We start from the raw sequence: 16029 nt of genomic DNA on the forward strand, positions 1-16029 counted from the left end.
ACTGCCTGTCGAGCAAACCGTGACGCCGATTTGCGCAGCTAGGGCGGCGCTCTGGCCCAGCGGGATAGTGTGGAGCCCGTGCGAGCGTTGATCATCGTCGACGTGCAAAACGATTTCTGCGAGGGCGGCGCCGTGCCGGTGGCCGGCGGCGCCGCGGTGGCGCCCGCCATCAACGCCTACCTGTCTAGCGCGCCGGGCTATCGCCACGTGGTGGCCACCCAGGACTTCCACATCGACCCGGGCGGGCATTTCTCCGACCGGCCGGACTATTCCTCGACCTGGCCGCCGCACTGCGTCGCCGGAAGCGCGGGCGCGGAATTTCGGCCCGACTTGGACACCGCGCGCATCGATGCCGTCTTTCGCAAAGGCGCGTACTCCGCGGGGTACAGCGGGTTCGAAGGTGCCGACGAGAACGGGACCCCCCTCCTGGAGTGGTTGCGGCAGCGGGGCATTGACGACGTCGACGTGGCCGGCATCGCCACCGACCATTGCGTCCGGCGGACCGCCGACGACGCGGCGCGGGCGGGCCTGAAGACCCGGGTGCTCGTCGACCTGACCGCGGCCACAACAGCGGATGCGGCCGCCCAGGCGCTGGCGGAATTGGAATCCGTCGGCGTCGAATTGGTGGGGGGATCGTAATGGTGGTGCCGCTGGACCGGGAACGTCTACTCGCGGCGGTGGAGCGCTCACCGCAGGCGGCCGCCGCGCACGATCGGGCCGGATGGGTGGGGCTGTTCACCGGCGACGGCCGCGTCGAGGATCCGGTGGGCTCGCGTCCCCACGTGGGGCATGAACAGATCGGCCGTTTCTACGACACGTTCATCGGCCCGCGTGACATCAAATTCCACCGCGATCTCGACATCGTCGTCGGCACGACGGTCTTGCGCGATCTCGAGCTCGAGGTCGCCATGGGCCCCGCCGTGACCATGTACATCCCCGCATTCCTGCGCTACGACCTCCGAGAAGCCAACGGCGAGTGGCTGATCGGCCAACTACGGGCGTATTGGGAACTGCCCGCCATGATGGCGCAGTTCCTGCGCACCGGACCGGGGGCGGTGAGCCCGGCGCTGCACCTGTCCAAAGGCCTGCTGACCAATCAGGGATGGCGGGGGAGCGCGGGATTCATGGCCGGATTCCGTCGGGCGGGGGCGCGCCACCAACGGCTGGTGCGGACTTTCCTCGCCGCCTCCGCGCGAGGAGACGCATTCGCCGCGGCACGCGCGCTGTCATCAACGGCCGCAATAACTTTGGGTGATCGCGATCCGCTCGAGCTGGCCGAATTGGTGGAACAACTGGACGGGGCCGGCGCGACCAAGACCAAGAGCGCCGGCCCGACGGTCGCGGTCTCCATCAACTCGGGCCACGGGCGCGCCATCATGTTCGCCGATGTGACGCGGCGCGGCGACACGATCGAGCGGATCCGGTACTTTCCCTGCTGATCCGACGATGTTCAGCGGGCGAGCATCAGCGCCAGCGACGTTGCGGACAGGCACAAGTAGGCCCCGGGGAACGCGATGTTGTACAGGACGCGCGCCTTCACATGCGTCAACACCGCGCCGACGAAAAACAGGACCAGGCCTGCGGCGGCGGCGATGCCCAGTTCGCGTGCGCCCAGCAGCCCGACCACGATCCCGGCGGCTCCGGCCAGCTTCACGGCGCCCAACGCCGGTAACCACGAACGCGGCACCCCGACTTGGGCGGAGTTCGCCAGCACGAATCGAGCCGGAACGAGATCGGCGATGGCGATCGCGGCGGTGACGGCCGCGGTCGACACGGTGATCACGACAAGTGCGGTGTTCATGTGGATCAATCCCTTGTCGCGCAGCGAGTTCCGCGGCGAATTGTCTGGTTACTGAGCGCGCCGCGGCGCACAATCGGTAGGGTCATGGTGTTGGTCTCCTTCGCAACAGGAAGTCCAGTGGATGCGGTCATCTCCTTGACGATTCCCGTGCAGAAAAGGTGACCCATGGGCGCAACAACGGATTTGGTGGCTCTCGCGGAGCGTTTCGACGCGGATCGGCGGCACCTGCGATCGGTCGCGTTCCAGCTCCTGGGTTCGGTGGCCGACGCGGACGATGCGGTGCAGTCGGCGTGGCTGAAGGCCAGCCGCGCGGACTTTCGGGCCGTCGACAACCTCTCCGGTTGGTTCACGACGATCACCGCGCGCGAGGCGCTGGACCAGCTGCGGGCGCGCAAGCGCCGCGCCGAGCAACCCCTCGCCGAACCCGACGAGCTGGACCGGCTGGCCGAGGCGGCGTCGGCGCCTGCCGACGAGGACGCGCTGCTGGCGGAGTCGGTGAGCAGCGCCCTGCTCGTCGTGCTCGACCGCCTCTCACCGGCACAGCGCGTCGCTTTCGTGCTGCACGACGTGTTCGCCATGCCGTTCGAGACGATCGCCGAGTTGTTGCATCGGTCGCCGGACGCGGCGAAGAAACTCGCCAGCCGGGCCCGCGGCCGGCTGCAGGCCGCCCCGGCCGCCCAGCCCCGCAGCACGGCCGGTCACCTCGAGGTGGTGGAGGCGTTCCTGGCGGCCTCCCGCGGTGGCGACATCGCCAGCCTGCTCGAGCTGCTCGCACCCGACGTCGTGCGCACGGTTGACCGCTCCCTGGTCCCCGCGGACGTGCCCACCACGGTGCGCGGCGCCCGGCAGGTCGCCGAGGAGACCCGCCGCTTCGCCCGGCGGGCGCGCGCCGGCGCTGTCATGCTCATCGACGGGGCACCGGGCATCGTGATCGCCACCCATGGGCGCGCTCAGGTCCTGCTGGTGATCGGCATCGGAGCCGACGACCGCATCCACACGATCGACATCACCGGCGATGCCGAGCGCATCCGCCGGGCGGCGCTTACGCTGCCGGCCCGGCCGATCCAGGAACATCACAAGCTCGTCGGGTACCAAGGACGTCAGATACAACCGGCCAGCGGCCGGGAACGGGGCTAGACCGGGAGAGCCATGCTCGACAAGCCGTTCGGACGGCGCAGCCTGCTGCGGGGCGCCGGCGCGCTGTCCGCCGTCGCGCTGGCACCGTGGTCCGCCGGCTGCGCTCCCGACGACGACGCGCTGACCTTCTTCTTCGCGGCCAATCCGGACGAGCGTGAGGCGAGGATGCGCATCATCGACGAGTTCGCGCGCCGCCATCCCGACATCAAGGTGCGTGCGGTGCTGTCCGGGCCGGGCGTCATGCAACAGCTTTCGACGTTCTGTGTCGGCGGCAAATGCCCCGACGTGCTGATGACGTGGGAACTGTCCTACGCCGAACTCGCCGACCGCGGTGTGCTGCTGGATCTGAATCCTCTGTTGGCGCGGGACAAAGCGTTCGCCCAGCAGCTCAAGGCGGACAGCATCCCGGCGCTGTATGAGACGTTTGCGTTCAACGGAAGCCAGTTCGCCCTTCCCGAACAATGGTCGGGAAACTACCTGTTCTACAACAAGCGGCTGTTCGCCGACGCTGGGGTGCCCGCCCCGCCCACCACGTGGCAACGGCCTTGGGATTTCAGCGGATTCCTGGACACCGCCCGAGCGCTGACCAAGCGCGACACCTCCGGGCGGGCGGCGCAGTATGGCTTCGTCAACACCTGGGTGTCGACCTACTCGGCGGGACTGTTCGCGATGAACAACGGCGTCCCCTGGTCCAACCCGCGGCTGAATCCGACCCATCTCAATTTCGATGATGCCGCCTTCCAGGAGGCGGTGCAGTTCTACGCCGACCTGGCCAACGAACACCGGGTCGCGCCCAATGCATCGGAGACGCAGTCGATGTCCACCCCCAACCTGTTCGCGGTGGGGCGGGCGGCGATCGCGCTGGGCGGGCATTGGCGCTACCAGACCTACCTTCGCGCCGAGGACCTCGATTTCGATGTCGCGCCGTTGCCGGTCGGCCCGGCGCTCGCCAACGGGCGTGCGGCGTGTTCGGACATCGGCGCCACCGGGCTGGGCATCTCGTCGACCAGTCCACGCAAGGATCAGGCCTGGGAGTTCGTGAAATTCGCGACGGGTCCGGTCGGCCAGGCGCTGATCGGTGAATCCTGCCTGTTCGTTCCCGTGCTGCGGTCGGCGCTCAATTCGGAAGGATTCGCCAACGCCCATCGGCGGATCGGCAATCTCAGCGTGCTCACCGAGGGCCCGGCGTATTCGCAGGGTCTGCCGATCACCCCGGCCTGGGAGAAGGTGAACGCGTTGATCGACCGCAACTTTGGCCCCGTCCTGCGCGGACGCCAACCGGCGACGTCCTTGGCCGGCCTGTCCCGCTCCGTCGACGAAGTGCTGCGCAGCCCATGACCGCGATTCATTCGGGTGGCGCGGCCACCCCTGCGCCGAAGGCGGGCGCAACGGTCCCGGAAAACCCGAGCCCATGGCGCCGCCACGCGTGGGCGGGCCGGCTGTTCGTCGCTCCCAATTTGGTGGCCGTCGCCGTCTTCATGCTCTTTCCGCTGGGCTTCTCGCTGTACATGAGCTTTCAGCGGTGGGACGTGTTCACACCGCCGAAATTCGTGGGGCTGAAGAACTTCGGGGAGCTGTTCACCGCGGATCCGCTGTTCCTGATCGCGATCCGCAACACGGTGATCTTCACCCTGGGGACGGTGGTGCCCACGGTCGTCATCAGTTTGGTTGTCGCCGGTGTGCTGAACCAGAAAGCCAGGGGCATCGGCATTTTCCGCACCATTGTCTTCCTCCCATTGGCCATCTCGTCGGTGGTCATGGCGGTCGTGTGGCAGTTCGTTTTCAACACCGACAACGGCTTGCTGAACATCATGCTCGGCTGGGTGGGGCTCGGCCCCGTCCCATGGTTGGTCGAGCCCCACTGGGCCATGGTCTCGCTGTGCATCGTCAGCGTGTGGCGCAGCGTACCGTTCGCCGCCGTCGTCTTGTTGGCCGCGATGCAGGGCGTCCCGGGGACGGTGTACGAGGCGGCCAAAATCGACGGAGCAAGCGAGATAAGGCAATTCGTCTCGATCACGGTGCCGTTGATCCGGGGATCGATCTCTTTTGTGGTCATCATCTCGGTCATCCACGCCTTTCAGGCGTTCGACATGGTCTACGTCCTCACCGGCGCCAACGGCGGACCGGAATCGGCGACCTACGTCCTGGGCATCATGCTGTTCCAGCACGCGTTTTCGTTCCTCGAGTTCGGATACGCGTCCGCGCTGGCGTGGGTGATGTTCGCCGTCCTGCTGGTGCTGACCGTGGTGCAGTTGAAAGTGAGCCATCGACGTTCTTTGGAGACTTCGCGTGGGCTTAAGTGAGGGGGTCATCAGGCGCACCGCCTTGCGCGGCGGCATGGTCTATGCCGCGCTGCTCGGCATCGCCTGGTGCGCGCTGTTCCCGATCGCGTGGGCGGTGTCGGGCTCGCTGAAAACCGAGGGCGAGGTCAGCGAGCCCACCCTGCTGCCGGCGCACCCGCGGTGGTCCAACTACACCGAAGTGTTCGCGCTGCTGCCGTTCGGGCGGATGTTCTTCAACACCGTGCTGTACGCGGGGTGCGTCACCGCGGGGCATGTGTTCTTTTGCTCGCTGGCCGGATATGCGTTCGCGCGACTGGATTTCCGTGGCCGCGACGCCCTGTTTGTGGTGTATTTGGGGACGTTGATGGTGCCGTTGACGGTGACGGTGATCCCGCAGTTCCTCGTCATGCGGACCCTGGGATGGGTCGACACTCCGTGGGCGATGATCGTGCCGGGCTTCTTCGGTAGCGCGTTCGGCACGTACCTGATGCGGCAATTCTTCCGGACCCTACCGACCGATCTGGAGGAGGCGGCGATACTCGACGGTTGTTCGCCATGGCAGGTCTATTGGCGCATCCTGCTGCCCCACGCCCGGCCGGCGGTCATGGTGCTCGCGGTCCTCACCTGGGTCAACGTCTGGAACGATTTTCTCTGGCCGTTGTTGATGATTCAGCGCAACAGCCTGGCCACGCTGACGCTGGGGCTGGTCCGGATGAAGGGTGAATACGTTGCCCGGTGGCCGGTCCTGATGGCAACCTCGATACTCATCATGCTGCCGTTGGTCGTCATCTACGCGTTCGCGCAACGCTCGTTTGTCCGCGGCATCGCGGTCACCGGGATGGGTGGCTGATCGTGGCCTCGGTGAGCTTCGAGCAGGCGACGCGGCGCTATCCCGGAGCGGATCGCCCGGCGCTGGACAACCTGGATCTCGTTGTCGGCGACGGCGAGTTCGTCGTTCTGGTGGGGCCATCCGGATGCGGCAAGACCACCTCGCTGCGGATGGTGGCCGGGCTGGAAACCGTGGACTCCGGACGCATCCGGATCGGTGACCGGGACGTCACCCGTGTCGATCCCAAGAACCGCGACGTCGCGATGGTCTTTCAGAACTATGCGCTCTACCCGCACATGACGGTGGCCGAAAACATGGGCTTTGCCATGAAGATCGCCAAAACCCCGAAGGCGCAGATCCGTGAACGGGTGTTGGACGCGGCGAAATTGCTTGACCTGCAACCGTATCTCGATCGCAAACCGAAGGACCTGTCCGGCGGCCAGCGTCAGCGAGTGGCGATGGGGCGCGCGATCGTGCGCCGGCCGCAGGTGTTCCTGATGGACGAACCGCTGTCCAATCTCGATGCGAAACTGCGGGTGCAGACCCGCAACCAGATCGCCGCATTGCAACGGCGGCTGGGTACGACCACCGTCTACGTCACCCACGATCAGGTCGAGGCGATGACCATGGGTGACCGCGTCGCCGTGCTGCGCGACGGCGTGCTGCAGCAGTTCGCCCCACCCCGGGAGCTCTACCGAAACCCGGCCAACGTCTTTGTGGCGGGTTTCATCGGGTCGCCGGCAATGAATTTGTTCACCCTGCCGCTTGTGGATTCCGCCGTGTCGCTAGGTGATTGGCCCGTCGCGGTGCCGCGGGAGATCGCCGGTGCCGCGGGGGAGGTCGTCGTCGGGGTCCGTCCCGAACACTTCGAGGTGGGCGGCCTCGGTGTCGAAATGGAGGTCGACGTGGTGGAAGAACTGGGTGCGGACGCCTACCTGTACGGGCGAATCACCGGCTCCGGCAAGGTAATCGATGCGCCGATCGTGGCGCGCGCCGACGGACGCAATCCACCGGCAAGGGGCAGCAGGGTGCGCCTGCACCCGGAGCCGGGACACGTGCATTTCTTCGGCGTGGATGGTCGCCGACTGTGTTGATCGTGCTCGCGGTTTTCGGCGTGCCGCGCCGGGACAGCTCCGCCCGGTCCGGCTAGGCTGGTGGCAGTGAGTGACGTGCGTGCCGACCTGGTGTGCGAAGGCGGCGGTGTCCGGGGGATCGGACTGGTGGGAGCGGTGGACGCGCTCGACCAGGCCGGGTACCGGTTTCCCCGGGTCGCGGGAAGCAGCGCGGGCGCGATCGTCGCCTCGCTGGTGGCCGCCCTGCAGGTCGCCGGTGAGCCGATCAGCCGGTTGGCCGACATCATGCGCTCCATCGATTACCGGAAGTTCCTCGACCGCAACCTGATCGGGCGGGTTCCGCTGATCGGCGGCGCCCTGTCCCTGCTGACGTCGGACGGTGTGTATCGGGGGGCCTATCTCGAGCAGCTGCTCGCCGGGCTGCTCGGTGATCTGGGCGTGCGGACGTTCGGCGACCTGCGCACCGGCGAACAGCCCGAACAGTTCGCGTGGTCCCTGGTGGTGACGGCCAGCGACCTGTCACGGCGCCGGCTGGTGCGAATCCCCTGGGACCTCAGCACGTATGGCATCGACCCCGATGACTTTTCGGTCGCGCGCGCGGTGCACGCGTCGTCGGCCATCCCGTACGTGTTCGAACCGGTTCGGGTCGCCGGCGCCACATGGGTGGACGGCGGATTGCTGTCGGACTTTCCGGTCCAGTTGTTTGACCGGCCGGATGGCCAACCACGCTGGCCCACATTCGGAATCCGGCTATCGGCACGTCCCGGCATCCCGCCCACGCATCCCGTCCACGGCCCGGTGTCGTTGGGGCTCGCCGCGATAGAGACGCTGGTGAGTAACCAGGACAACGCCTACATCGACGATCCCTGCACCGTCCGGCGCACCGTCTTCGTGGCCGCCGACGAAGTCAGCCCGATCGACTTCGACATCACCGTGCAGCAGCGTGAGGCCCTCTACCAACGAGGATTGCAAGCGGGCCAACAGTTTCTGCAGACCTGGAACTACGCCGACTATCTCGCCGCGTGCGGCGGCCCGGTGCCTAAATCAACATGAGGGCGCTGAATTCGGACGCGGCTACCCGCGCGAGCATCGCATCACATGAACGCGACGCTGGACACGCTCGACGTCCTCGGGTGTCGGCAGCTGGTTGGTGATCCGGGTGATCTCCACCCCGATGTCGATCGGGTTGGTCGGCCAGACGCGACGCGCGATGAGATCGCTTGCGATGGCGCTGATGTCGTGGCCGCAGAGTCGTCGGCGCGTCAGGGCCACCAACGGCACGTGACCGGGGCCCGGCATGCCGGTGGGGTAGCCGGCCCGCACAAACGCGACAATGCTTGTCACCCAATGCGACAAGTCCATACGTCCACCTCGCTAACCGCCGCAAGTTGCGCATGAGCGGCAGTGCTTGCCATAGCTAGCAACGTACCATCGCCGACGCGATCAGCCAGGTAACGCCACACAGTTAAACGCAGGTTTGCGGGGCGCCCGCGCTGGTGCGCCGAGAGTGATCTTGCCGACTATCGCCACACCCCCTGGCGCGCCGTAACACTGTTTGGCCGCAAGGCTTTCTAGGATTGCCGCGTGGTGGATCGTTATGGGACCGATGTGCTGGCCGCGGGGCGACGCAAGCCGCGCTCGACCGAACACCCGGCCGACCTGGGCCTGGTCGTCGAGGACGTCGAATCCGGCTATGTGGGCGCGGTGGTGCGCGTCGAATACGGTCGGGTGGATCTGGAAGACCGGCGAGGTCATGTGCGCGGCTTTCCTTTGGGCCCTGGGTATTTGCTCGAAGGCCGGCCCGTCATCCTCACCGCGCCGCGACGGGCGGCGCCCGCCACCGCGACCAGGACGGCGTCGGGTTCGGTCGCCGTGCCCGGTGCCCGGGCACGGGTCGCCCGCGCCAGCCGAATCTATGTCGAGGGCCGTCACGACGCCGAACTCATCGCGCAGGTGTGGGGCGAGGACTTGAAGATCGAAGGTGTCGTCGTCGAGCAACTCGGCGGCGTCGACGATTTAGTGGACATCGTCGCCGAATTCGCTCCCGGGCCGGGGCGGCGTCTCGGAGTGCTCGTCGACCACCTTGTCACCGGCTCCAAGGAAGCCCGCATCGCCGACGCGGTGCGGCGGGGCCCGGGTGGCGCCGACACCCTCGTCGTCGGTCACCCGTACGTCGACATCTGGCAGGCCGTCAAGCCGCAGCGGCTGGGGCTGGCCGCCTGGCCGGACGTGCCGCGGCAGGTGGACTGGAAACACGGTGCGTGCCAGGCGCTGCGCCTGCCGCATGCCGATCAGGCCGACATCGCCCGGGCGTGGCGGCATATCCGTTCGCGGGTACGCGACTGGAACGATCTGGAGCCGGCGCTGATCAGCCGGGTCGAGGAACTCATCGACTTCGTGACGCATCCGGCCCGCTGACCTCGGCGCCCGAACGGCCAGGCCGCCAGGGGCCTTTCGGGTCGGCTACGCTAAGCCGCAGATCGGCGGGACAGAAACAGGGCGCATGCAGGGCGTATTCGGCGTATTTGTAGGCACGTTCCTCATCGGCCTCCGCGAAGGCCTCGAGGCTTCGCTCATCGTGAGCATCGTCGCCGCCTTCCTCAAGCGCAACGGCCAGACGATCCGGCCGATGTTCGCCGGTGTGGCCTCGGCCGTGGTGCTCAGCGTCGCGGTGGGTGTCGGCCTCGACCTGTTCGCCGCGAGCCTGCCGCAGGTCCAGCAAGAGATGATGGAAACCGTCATCAACGCCATCGCCGTGGTGTTCGTGACGTCGATGATCATTTGGATGAACGGCAACGCCGCGCAGCTCAAGGGCGAACTCGAGCGCGACGCCGGGCGGGCGGTCCATCGTGGCGGCGCGCTGGCGCTGGCGGCGATGGCGTTTCTCGCCGTCCTCAAGGAGGGCTTCGAGACGTCGGTGTTCCTGCTGGCCGCCGCCGAGACGTCGCACGGCAACCGGTGGTTCGCCCTGCTCGGCGGCGCCGCGGGCATCACGGCGGCGATCGGGCTCGGCGTGGGCCTGTACTTCGGTGGCGTGCGACTCAACCTCGGCCGATTCTTCCGGGTGACCGGGGTGTTCTTGGTGCTGATCGCCGCCGGGCTGGTGGTGGGCGCCCTGCGCACCGCACACGAGGCGGGCTGGGTGAGCATCGGCCAGCAGCAGGTGCTCGACCTGTCCGGGTGGATACCGAGCAATTCCGTCCTGGGCGCGGTGACCGCCGGCGTATTCGGCATCCCCGCCGACCCGCGCCTGATCGAGGTGCTGGGCTGGCTGCTGTATACCGTGCCGGTGCTCATCGTGTTCCTGTGGCCCGCCGGCGTCGCCGCCGCCCCGCGAGCCCGGAGCCGGCTGCTGGCGACCGCCTCGACGCTGCTGCTCGTCGCGGCGGCGGGGCTGGCGATCATGGCGCCCGCCGGTGGGTCGTCGCCGAACACGCGGCCGCGCACCGTCACCGACCGTTCGGGCCACACCGCCGCGGTGTCGATGGGGACCGGGCCGCACGGACGCGAGCTGACCGTGGCCCCCGCGGGCGCCGCGGCCGTCCACAGCGTCGTGCTCGTCCCGGCGGACCACCAAACCGTGGACGGCGTGCCCGTACAGGTATGGCAGGCTTCCGAGGCCGCCGGTGCCGATGGTGCGCCGGAGGTCACGCTGGATCAGTTGCTGAGCATGACGGGGGGTCGGCTGCCCGTCGGTCTCGGGGTCGGCCGCACTCCAGGGCCGTTTCAGGGTCAATGGTCGACTACCACGGTGTACACCGTGCTCGCCCGGGGTGATGTCGTGGTTAGTGCGCAAGCGACGAGCAACCGCACGGCGATCTTGACCGGCGGCGGGCTGACCGGCGCCAAGACCGTGAGTCTGGGCGGGCTGGCGACCGACTGGTCCACGTCCTGCGCCGAAGACCACTCGACCGCGGCCGAGATCGCCACCAGCGGACGCAATCGCGCGGACCGGCAGCTCTGGAATGTCTGGCTTCCGTTGGCGCTCGGCGGTTTCGCCCTGCTCTGCGGTCTCGGCGCTATAGCCTCGATGCGGCGCCGGCACGCCGGCCACACGAGAGGGAACGATTGATGGTGAAGCGTACCGCGAGGCACCACACCTTTGAGATGCGTTTGGCGGCAATGGCTTTGGTAGCAGGCATACTGTCGGCTACGACCGGCTGCAGCCACCCGGGCACTAACTCGGGCCCCGCGGCGCAACCGAGGCCGGGTGGCACCGGCGCCGTCAAGGTCACCATGACCAACGACGCCGGCAAGGACGGCTGCGCGCTGGACACCGCCACCGTGCCCGCCGGCCCGGTGACCTTCACGGTGGCCAACGCGAACGCCCCCGGGATCAACGAAGTCGAGTTGCTCAGGGACCAGCGGATTATCGGCGAGAAGGAGAACCTTGCGCCGGGCCTGGACCCGGTGTCGTTCACCGTCACACTGGACGGCGGCGCCTACCAGCTCTATTGCCCGGGGGCGAGCACCGAATACCAGACCCTGACGGTGACGGGTACCGCGCCGGCGACGCCGACGGGCACCGTGGCCAGCATCCTCAGCCAGGGCACCAAGGACTATGCGGCCTACGTCGTCAATCAGATCGCCCAACTCAACGACGGCGTGAAGGTCCTCGACGCCGCGGTGCAGTCGGGCGACCTCGACGCCGCGAAGACGTCCTACGCCAAAGCCCGGTTGTTCTGGGAGCGTTCGGAGTCCACCGTCGACGGCTTCGTGCTGCCAGGCTATGCGGTCGGTGACAATGCCGGCAGCCTCGACTATCTGATCGACATGCGCGAGTCCACCCCGGTCGACGCCAGGGTCGGGTGGAGGGGTTTCCACGCCATCGAGCGTGACCTGTGGCAGGGCGGTGCGATCACCCCCGCAACGAAGGCGTTCAGCACGGAATTGGTCGGCAACGTCGGCAAATTGAACGGCATCATCACCACCCTGACGTATAAACCCGAGGACTTGGCCAACGGCGCCAGCGACCTGATCGAAGAGATCCAGAACACCAAGATCACCGGCGAGGAAGAGGCGTTCAGTCACATTGACCTGATGGACTTTTCGGGCAACGTCGAAGGCGCCCAGCAGGCGTACGCGTCGCTGCGCCCGGGCCTGGACAGGATCGACGCCAATCTCGTCAAGCAGATCGATCAGCAGTTTCGCAACGTGCTCGCCACGCTCGACGGGTACCGCGACCCCACCGCCCTGGGCGGCTACCGGACCTACACCCCCGCGCTGAAGGCCAGCGATGCGCCCAAGCTGACCGCGGTCATCCAGCCGCTCCATCAGAGCCTGTCCACCGTCGCCCAAAAAGTCGTCGCGGGCGGCTGATCGTGACCGACGACAGCACCGGTTTGGCCGACGACGGCCCGGACGGCATTGGGGCACAGCCGGACTCGGCAGCGGTGTCGCGCCGGCGCGCGCTCGGCGGCGCCATGCTGGCCGGGCTCGGCGGCGCGGCCCTCGGCGCCGTCGGGGGAGGCCTCGCCGGGCACGCGATGGCGGCCGGACAGCGCGGCGATGACGACGACACCGTCGACCTGCGTCGCAGTTACCCGTTCTACGGGCAGGCGCACCAGGGCGGAATCGACACCCCGCCACAGCGTTACGCCATGTTCATGTCGTTCTCCCTGGCCGCCGGCGCCGGCCGCGCCGAGCTGCAAACCCTCTTGGCGCGATGGTCGGCCGCGGCCGCAATCCTGCAGCAGGGGAAGCCGGTCGGTACCGTGCAGCCGCAGGTCGATGTGCAGCCACCCGCCGACACGGGGGAGGCTCACGGGCTGAGCCCGGCCAGCCTGACCGTCACCATCGGCCTGGGCCCGGCACTGTTCGGTGACCGCTTCGGACTGGCCGCGCGACGCCCCACCGGATTCACCGACCTGCCACCGCTCAACGGGGACAACCTCGATCCCCGCCTGCACGGCGGCGACCTGTCCGTGCAGGCGTGCGCCGACGACCCCCAGGTCTGCTACCACGCCGTGCGCAACCTGGCCCGGCTCGGACGCAACATCGTCTCCCCGTTCTGGGCGGTGCTGGGATTCGGCCGCGCCTCAGCAGGGCCGGGCCAGCACACGCCGCGAAACCTGTTGGGATTCAAAGACGGAACCCGCAATGTCGCCACCGACGCCGAATACCACAAATTCGTCTGGGTCGATAACAGCGACCAGCCCTGGATGAACGGCGGGACCTACCAGGTCGTCCGCAAGATCCGAATGCTGCTCGAAACATGGGACGTCGACCGGATCGGCAACCAGCAGAGGATCTTCGGCCGAACCAAGGACGAAGGCGCACCGCTGAGCGGCAAGGCCGAATTCGATACACCCGACTTCACCGCCAAGGGCGCCGACGGCAACCCGCTCATCGATCCGATGTCCCACGTCGGCCTGGCCGCCCGCGAAAACAACGACGGCATCATGATCCGCCGGCGGTCCTACAACTACACGGACGGTCTGGACGCCAACGGCCAACTCAACGCCGGTCTGCTGTTCATCTCCTACCAAAACGATCCGCAAGATTTTATCCGCCTGCAGAACCGCCTGGGCGCCCACGACCTACTCAACGAATACATCCGCCACATCGGATCAGCTATCTTCGCGGTTCCTCCCGCGCCCGCTGAAGGCCACTACATCGGGCAAAGCCTGTTCCGCTGAGCAAACTTCGCCGCGCCGTGACGGCCGCTGAGCGCCGCCGCGTTTCACCCATGTGACGTTTCGTGGCGCGCGGGTAAATCAATCCCACCCGCCGTCACGCATCGGTGCCCGCCAAACACTAACTCCGTGAAACCGCACAATCAGCGAGAAACGGAGAACACCCATGACCGACGCGCTCGTCATCGACGCCGAAGGCCTCGACCGGCTGTCGTGTAACGCCAAGGCCAACCCCGAGACCGGCAAGAAAACGCTCAAGGCCAAGACGGTGTGTGAGACCGGATTTCGCAACATGACCTACGTCCGCGACCTGGCGCCGATGCTGGTGGGGGAGCCGCCCGCGCTGCTCGGTGACGACTCGGCACCCAACCCCTCCGAAACCGCCCTGGCCGCGCTGGGCTCGTGCGTGTCCGTGGGGCTGTTGGCCAACGCCACACATCGTGGCGTGACCCTCACCAAAATCGAGGTCGAGATGGAAGGCGACATCGACATCTCCGCGGTGTGGGGCGTGGGGGACACCCCCGAACGAAAGCGCCTCGGGTTCAGCGCGGTCCGTTGCACGGTGAGCCTCGCCGGCGACGCCGACGAAGCCACGCTCAAGGAGATCCACGACAACGCCATCGCGTGGTCGCCGGTCGTGAACACGTTTCGCACTCCGGTGAGCCTCGAATCGACGCTGCGCGCCGGATAAGCATCGCAACCTCAAACCAGAACCATGGCAAAGACATTGACCAAATCCGACCTTGCCGAGACGATCAGGCTCGCCCGCGTCAAGCACGGACTGAGCTGGGCGAAAATCGCCGAAACCATCGGCAAGGACCCGGCATGGACCGTCGCCGCGCTGCTCGGGCAGCATCCGCTCTCGGCCGGCGACGCCCGGGCGGTGGCATCGCTCCTCGGCCTCGACGAGGAGGCGGTGGCCGTTCTGCAAATGATGCCGCACCGGGGATCCGATGCGACCATAGCGAAAGATCCGACGATCTACCGGTTCCACGAGGCGCTGGCGGTCTACGGTCCGGCGATCAAAGAACTCATCCATGAAGAATTCGGGGACGGCATCATGAGCGCGATCAACTTTCAGCTCAGCGTGCAGCGCCGTCCGCACCCCCAGGGCGACAGAGTCGTCGTCACATTCGACGGCAAGTTCCTCGATTACGCGTGGCAACACTCCGCCGAGCAGGCGCAGGAGGTGGCGAAATGACGGCGACCCTGGATCCCGCGGCCGGCCGGCTGGATGTCGGCCTGTTGGAAGACATTCGGGCCCACGCCGCGGCATTGGACGGCGGCGAGCACCGGTCCCGTCGCAGCTTCACCGCGCTGGGGGAGGCGGGTCTGCTCGGCATCGGCGCCCCGGCCAACGCCGACGGCCGGCTCCCGGCGATGGCCGAGGTGATCCGGTTGATCTCGGGGACGTGCATGAGCACAGGCTTTTCGCTGTGGGCCCATCGCATGGCGGTCGAGTATTTGCTCACGGCCGCAACACCGTTCGGCGCGGCCGCCGCCGACCGGCTGCTTTCGGGAACCGTGCTGGGAGTCACCGGCATGGCCGCGGCGTTCAAAGAGGCCGCGGGCTGTGGCAGCGTGGAGTTGACCGCCACACCGGTAGCCGGCGGCTACCGGGTGTCCGGCCCGATCAGGTGGGCCAGCAACCTCTACGCCGACTCGACCATGGTGACGGCGGTGCGCACCGATGCCGGCGAGAGATTGATCGTCGCGTTGACGTTGGACACACCCGGGGTGATCCTGGGTGAGCACTTCGATCTGTTGGCTATGGGGAGCACGGCCTCGTCGTATCTGAACCTGGACGCCGCTCACGTGCCCGACGGCCAGGTGCTGTCGCGCGATTTCGAAGGCTTTTTGCCCGCGGTCCGCCCGACTTTCCTTGTGCTGCAGTCGGCGATGTGTCTGGGACTGGCCAGGGCGGCAATCGAGCAGGCCAGGCTGGGGCTCGGCGGTGTCAACGCGGTGTTCGGCACCGACGTCGACCGCGTCTGCGAAAGGCTCACCGACGCCGAGGCGACGTTGGCCCACTTGGCCGCCGCGGTGGGCGGCCCCCGGTCGCCGGCCAAGAAGAAGCTGCTGTCGCTGAGGCTCACCGCGGCCGAATTATCGAGCGCTAGCACTGATTTGGAGATGCGAACCGCTGGTGGGAAGGGATATGCGAGCCGGACCCCGGTGAGTCGCCGCTACCGGGAGGCCGCGTTCATCCCCGTCCAGTCGCCGTCCGAGGGCCAGCTGCGCTGGGAGTTGGCCCGATGCGCCTGAGCATGGA

At 67.5% G+C, this 16029-nt stretch carries 17 protein-coding genes; 15 read left to right on the forward strand and 2 right to left on the reverse strand.

All coding sequences use genetic code 11. The features are described from left to right. Positions 1 to 78 precede the first annotated feature (78 nt). Both pncA and OCU_RS36990 read left to right on the forward strand, forming a co-directional pair. On the forward strand, positions 79 to 639 hold the full coding sequence (gene pncA, locus OCU_RS36985; protein WP_014380065.1) for a pyrazinamidase PncA: 561 nt from the start codon (positions 79 to 81) through the stop codon (positions 637 to 639). After that, a complete protein-coding gene (locus OCU_RS36990; RefSeq protein WP_014380066.1) occupies positions 639 to 1439 on the forward strand; it encodes a ketosteroid isomerase family protein in 801 nt (266 codons plus the stop codon). Before pncA ends, OCU_RS36990 begins: the two co-directional genes overlap by 1 nt. An 11-nt stretch (positions 1440 to 1450) precedes the next feature. On the opposite strand, the gene OCU_RS36995 is transcribed toward OCU_RS36990, so the two are convergent. Beyond that, positions 1451 to 1801, reverse strand: a complete 351-nt coding sequence (locus OCU_RS36995; RefSeq protein ID WP_041787061.1) for a DoxX family protein — start codon at positions 1799 to 1801, stop codon at positions 1451 to 1453. Positions 1802 to 1966: 165 nt separating this feature from the next. Between OCU_RS36995 and OCU_RS37000 the strand changes: the two genes are divergently transcribed. From OCU_RS37000 to OCU_RS37025, 6 genes are all read left to right on the forward strand, one after another. Beyond that, positions 1967 to 2938, forward strand: coding sequence for a sigma-70 family RNA polymerase sigma factor (locus tag OCU_RS37000; protein ID WP_014380069.1), 972 nt, complete (start codon positions 1967 to 1969; stop codon positions 2936 to 2938). A gap of 12 nt (positions 2939 to 2950) precedes the next feature. Then, positions 2951 to 4276, forward strand: coding sequence for an ABC transporter substrate-binding protein (locus OCU_RS37005; protein ID WP_014380070.1), 1326 nt, complete (start codon positions 2951 to 2953; stop codon positions 4274 to 4276). Then, the gene (locus OCU_RS37010; RefSeq protein WP_014380071.1) at positions 4273 to 5241 is read left to right on the forward strand and encodes a carbohydrate ABC transporter permease; all 969 of its coding nucleotides are present in this window, start codon (positions 4273 to 4275) and stop codon (positions 5239 to 5241) included. Before OCU_RS37005 ends, OCU_RS37010 begins: the two co-directional genes overlap by 4 nt. Before the next feature lie 34 nt (positions 5242 to 5275). Beyond that, entirely contained in the window at positions 5276 to 6070 is a 795-nt protein-coding gene (locus OCU_RS37015; RefSeq protein ID WP_014384650.1) for a carbohydrate ABC transporter permease, read from the forward strand. Between the two features lie 2 nt (positions 6071 to 6072). After that, positions 6073 to 7143 (forward strand): ABC transporter ATP-binding protein, encoded by a 1071-nt coding sequence (locus OCU_RS37020; RefSeq protein ID WP_008256437.1) that lies wholly within the window; start codon positions 6073 to 6075, stop codon positions 7141 to 7143. A gap of 66 nt (positions 7144 to 7209) precedes the next feature. Further along, the gene (locus OCU_RS37025; protein ID WP_009956368.1) at positions 7210 to 8175 is read left to right on the forward strand and encodes a patatin-like phospholipase family protein; all 966 of its coding nucleotides are present in this window, start codon (positions 7210 to 7212) and stop codon (positions 8173 to 8175) included. A 21-nt stretch (positions 8176 to 8196) separates the two neighbouring features. On the opposite strand, the gene OCU_RS37030 is transcribed toward OCU_RS37025, so the two are convergent. Then, entirely contained in the window at positions 8197 to 8484 is a 288-nt protein-coding gene (locus OCU_RS37030) for a DUF3349 domain-containing protein (protein ID WP_014380072.1), read from the reverse strand. A gap of 222 nt (positions 8485 to 8706) precedes the next feature. Here OCU_RS37030 and OCU_RS37035 point away from each other — a divergent pair, with 222 nt between their 5' ends. The 7 genes from OCU_RS37035 (at position 8707) to OCU_RS37065 (ending at position 16022) form a co-directional block, all read left to right on the forward strand. Continuing rightward, complete coding sequence (locus tag OCU_RS37035; RefSeq protein ID WP_014380073.1) at positions 8707 to 9540, forward strand: DUF3097 family protein; 834 nt, start codon at positions 8707 to 8709, stop codon at positions 9538 to 9540. A gap of 85 nt (positions 9541 to 9625) precedes the next feature. After that, a complete protein-coding gene (efeU, locus tag OCU_RS37040; protein WP_014380074.1) occupies positions 9626 to 11194 on the forward strand; it encodes an iron uptake transporter permease EfeU in 1569 nt (522 codons plus the stop codon). 164 nt (positions 11195 to 11358) lie between these two features. Then, a complete protein-coding gene (gene efeO, locus OCU_RS37045) occupies positions 11359 to 12441 on the forward strand; it encodes an iron uptake system protein EfeO (protein WP_014380075.1) in 1083 nt (360 codons plus the stop codon). 2 nt (positions 12442 to 12443) lie between these two features. Continuing rightward, the gene (efeB, locus tag OCU_RS37050; protein ID WP_014380076.1) at positions 12444 to 13760 is read left to right on the forward strand and encodes an iron uptake transporter deferrochelatase/peroxidase subunit; all 1317 of its coding nucleotides are present in this window, start codon (positions 12444 to 12446) and stop codon (positions 13758 to 13760) included. 163 nt (positions 13761 to 13923) lie between these two features. Then, positions 13924 to 14448: an OsmC family protein gene (locus OCU_RS37055; RefSeq protein ID WP_014380077.1), complete on the forward strand. Its 525-nt coding sequence runs from the start codon at positions 13924 to 13926 to the stop codon at positions 14446 to 14448. 24 nt (positions 14449 to 14472) lie between these two features. Then, positions 14473 to 14958 carry a cyanase gene (gene cynS, locus OCU_RS37060; RefSeq protein ID WP_014380078.1) on the forward strand — a complete coding sequence of 162 codons (486 nt, stop codon included), beginning with the start codon at positions 14473 to 14475 and terminating at the stop codon, positions 14956 to 14958. Next, on the forward strand, positions 14955 to 16022 hold the full coding sequence (locus OCU_RS37065; protein ID WP_014380079.1) for an acyl-CoA dehydrogenase family protein: 1068 nt from the start codon (positions 14955 to 14957) through the stop codon (positions 16020 to 16022). Before cynS ends, OCU_RS37065 begins: the two co-directional genes overlap by 4 nt. The last annotated feature ends 7 nt before the right edge of the window (positions 16023 to 16029 follow it).

The sequence above is a fragment of the Mycobacterium intracellulare ATCC 13950 genome, from assembly GCF_000277125.1.
Lineage (GTDB): Bacteria > Actinomycetota > Actinomycetes > Mycobacteriales > Mycobacteriaceae > Mycobacterium > Mycobacterium intracellulare.

Coding starts and splice junctions, on each gene's coding strand:
- OCU_RS37030 (WP_014380072.1), bottom strand. CDS start 8,484: ATGGACTTGTCGCATTGGGTGACAAGCATTGTCGCGTTTGTGCGGGCC.
- OCU_RS37065 (WP_014380079.1), top strand. CDS start 14,955: ATGACGGCGACCCTGGATCCCGCGGCCGGCCGGCTGGATGTCGGCCTG.
- efeU (WP_014380074.1), top strand. CDS start 9,626: ATGCAGGGCGTATTCGGCGTATTTGTAGGCACGTTCCTCATCGGCCTC.
- OCU_RS37015 (WP_014384650.1), top strand. CDS start 5,276: ATGGTCTATGCCGCGCTGCTCGGCATCGCCTGGTGCGCGCTGTTCCCG.
- OCU_RS36995 (WP_041787061.1), bottom strand. CDS start 1,801: ATGAACACCGCACTTGTCGTGATCACCGTGTCGACCGCGGCCGTCACC.
- efeO (WP_014380075.1), top strand. CDS start 11,359: ATGACCAACGACGCCGGCAAGGACGGCTGCGCGCTGGACACCGCCACC.
- OCU_RS37055 (WP_014380077.1), top strand. CDS start 13,924: ATGACCGACGCGCTCGTCATCGACGCCGAAGGCCTCGACCGGCTGTCG.
- cynS (WP_014380078.1), top strand. CDS start 14,473: ATGGCAAAGACATTGACCAAATCCGACCTTGCCGAGACGATCAGGCTC.
- OCU_RS37010 (WP_014380071.1), top strand. CDS start 4,273: ATGACCGCGATTCATTCGGGTGGCGCGGCCACCCCTGCGCCGAAGGCG.
- OCU_RS37005 (WP_014380070.1), top strand. CDS start 2,951: ATGCTCGACAAGCCGTTCGGACGGCGCAGCCTGCTGCGGGGCGCCGGC.
- OCU_RS36990 (WP_014380066.1), top strand. CDS start 639: ATGGTGGTGCCGCTGGACCGGGAACGTCTACTCGCGGCGGTGGAGCGC.
- OCU_RS37000 (WP_014380069.1), top strand. CDS start 1,967: ATGGGCGCAACAACGGATTTGGTGGCTCTCGCGGAGCGTTTCGACGCG.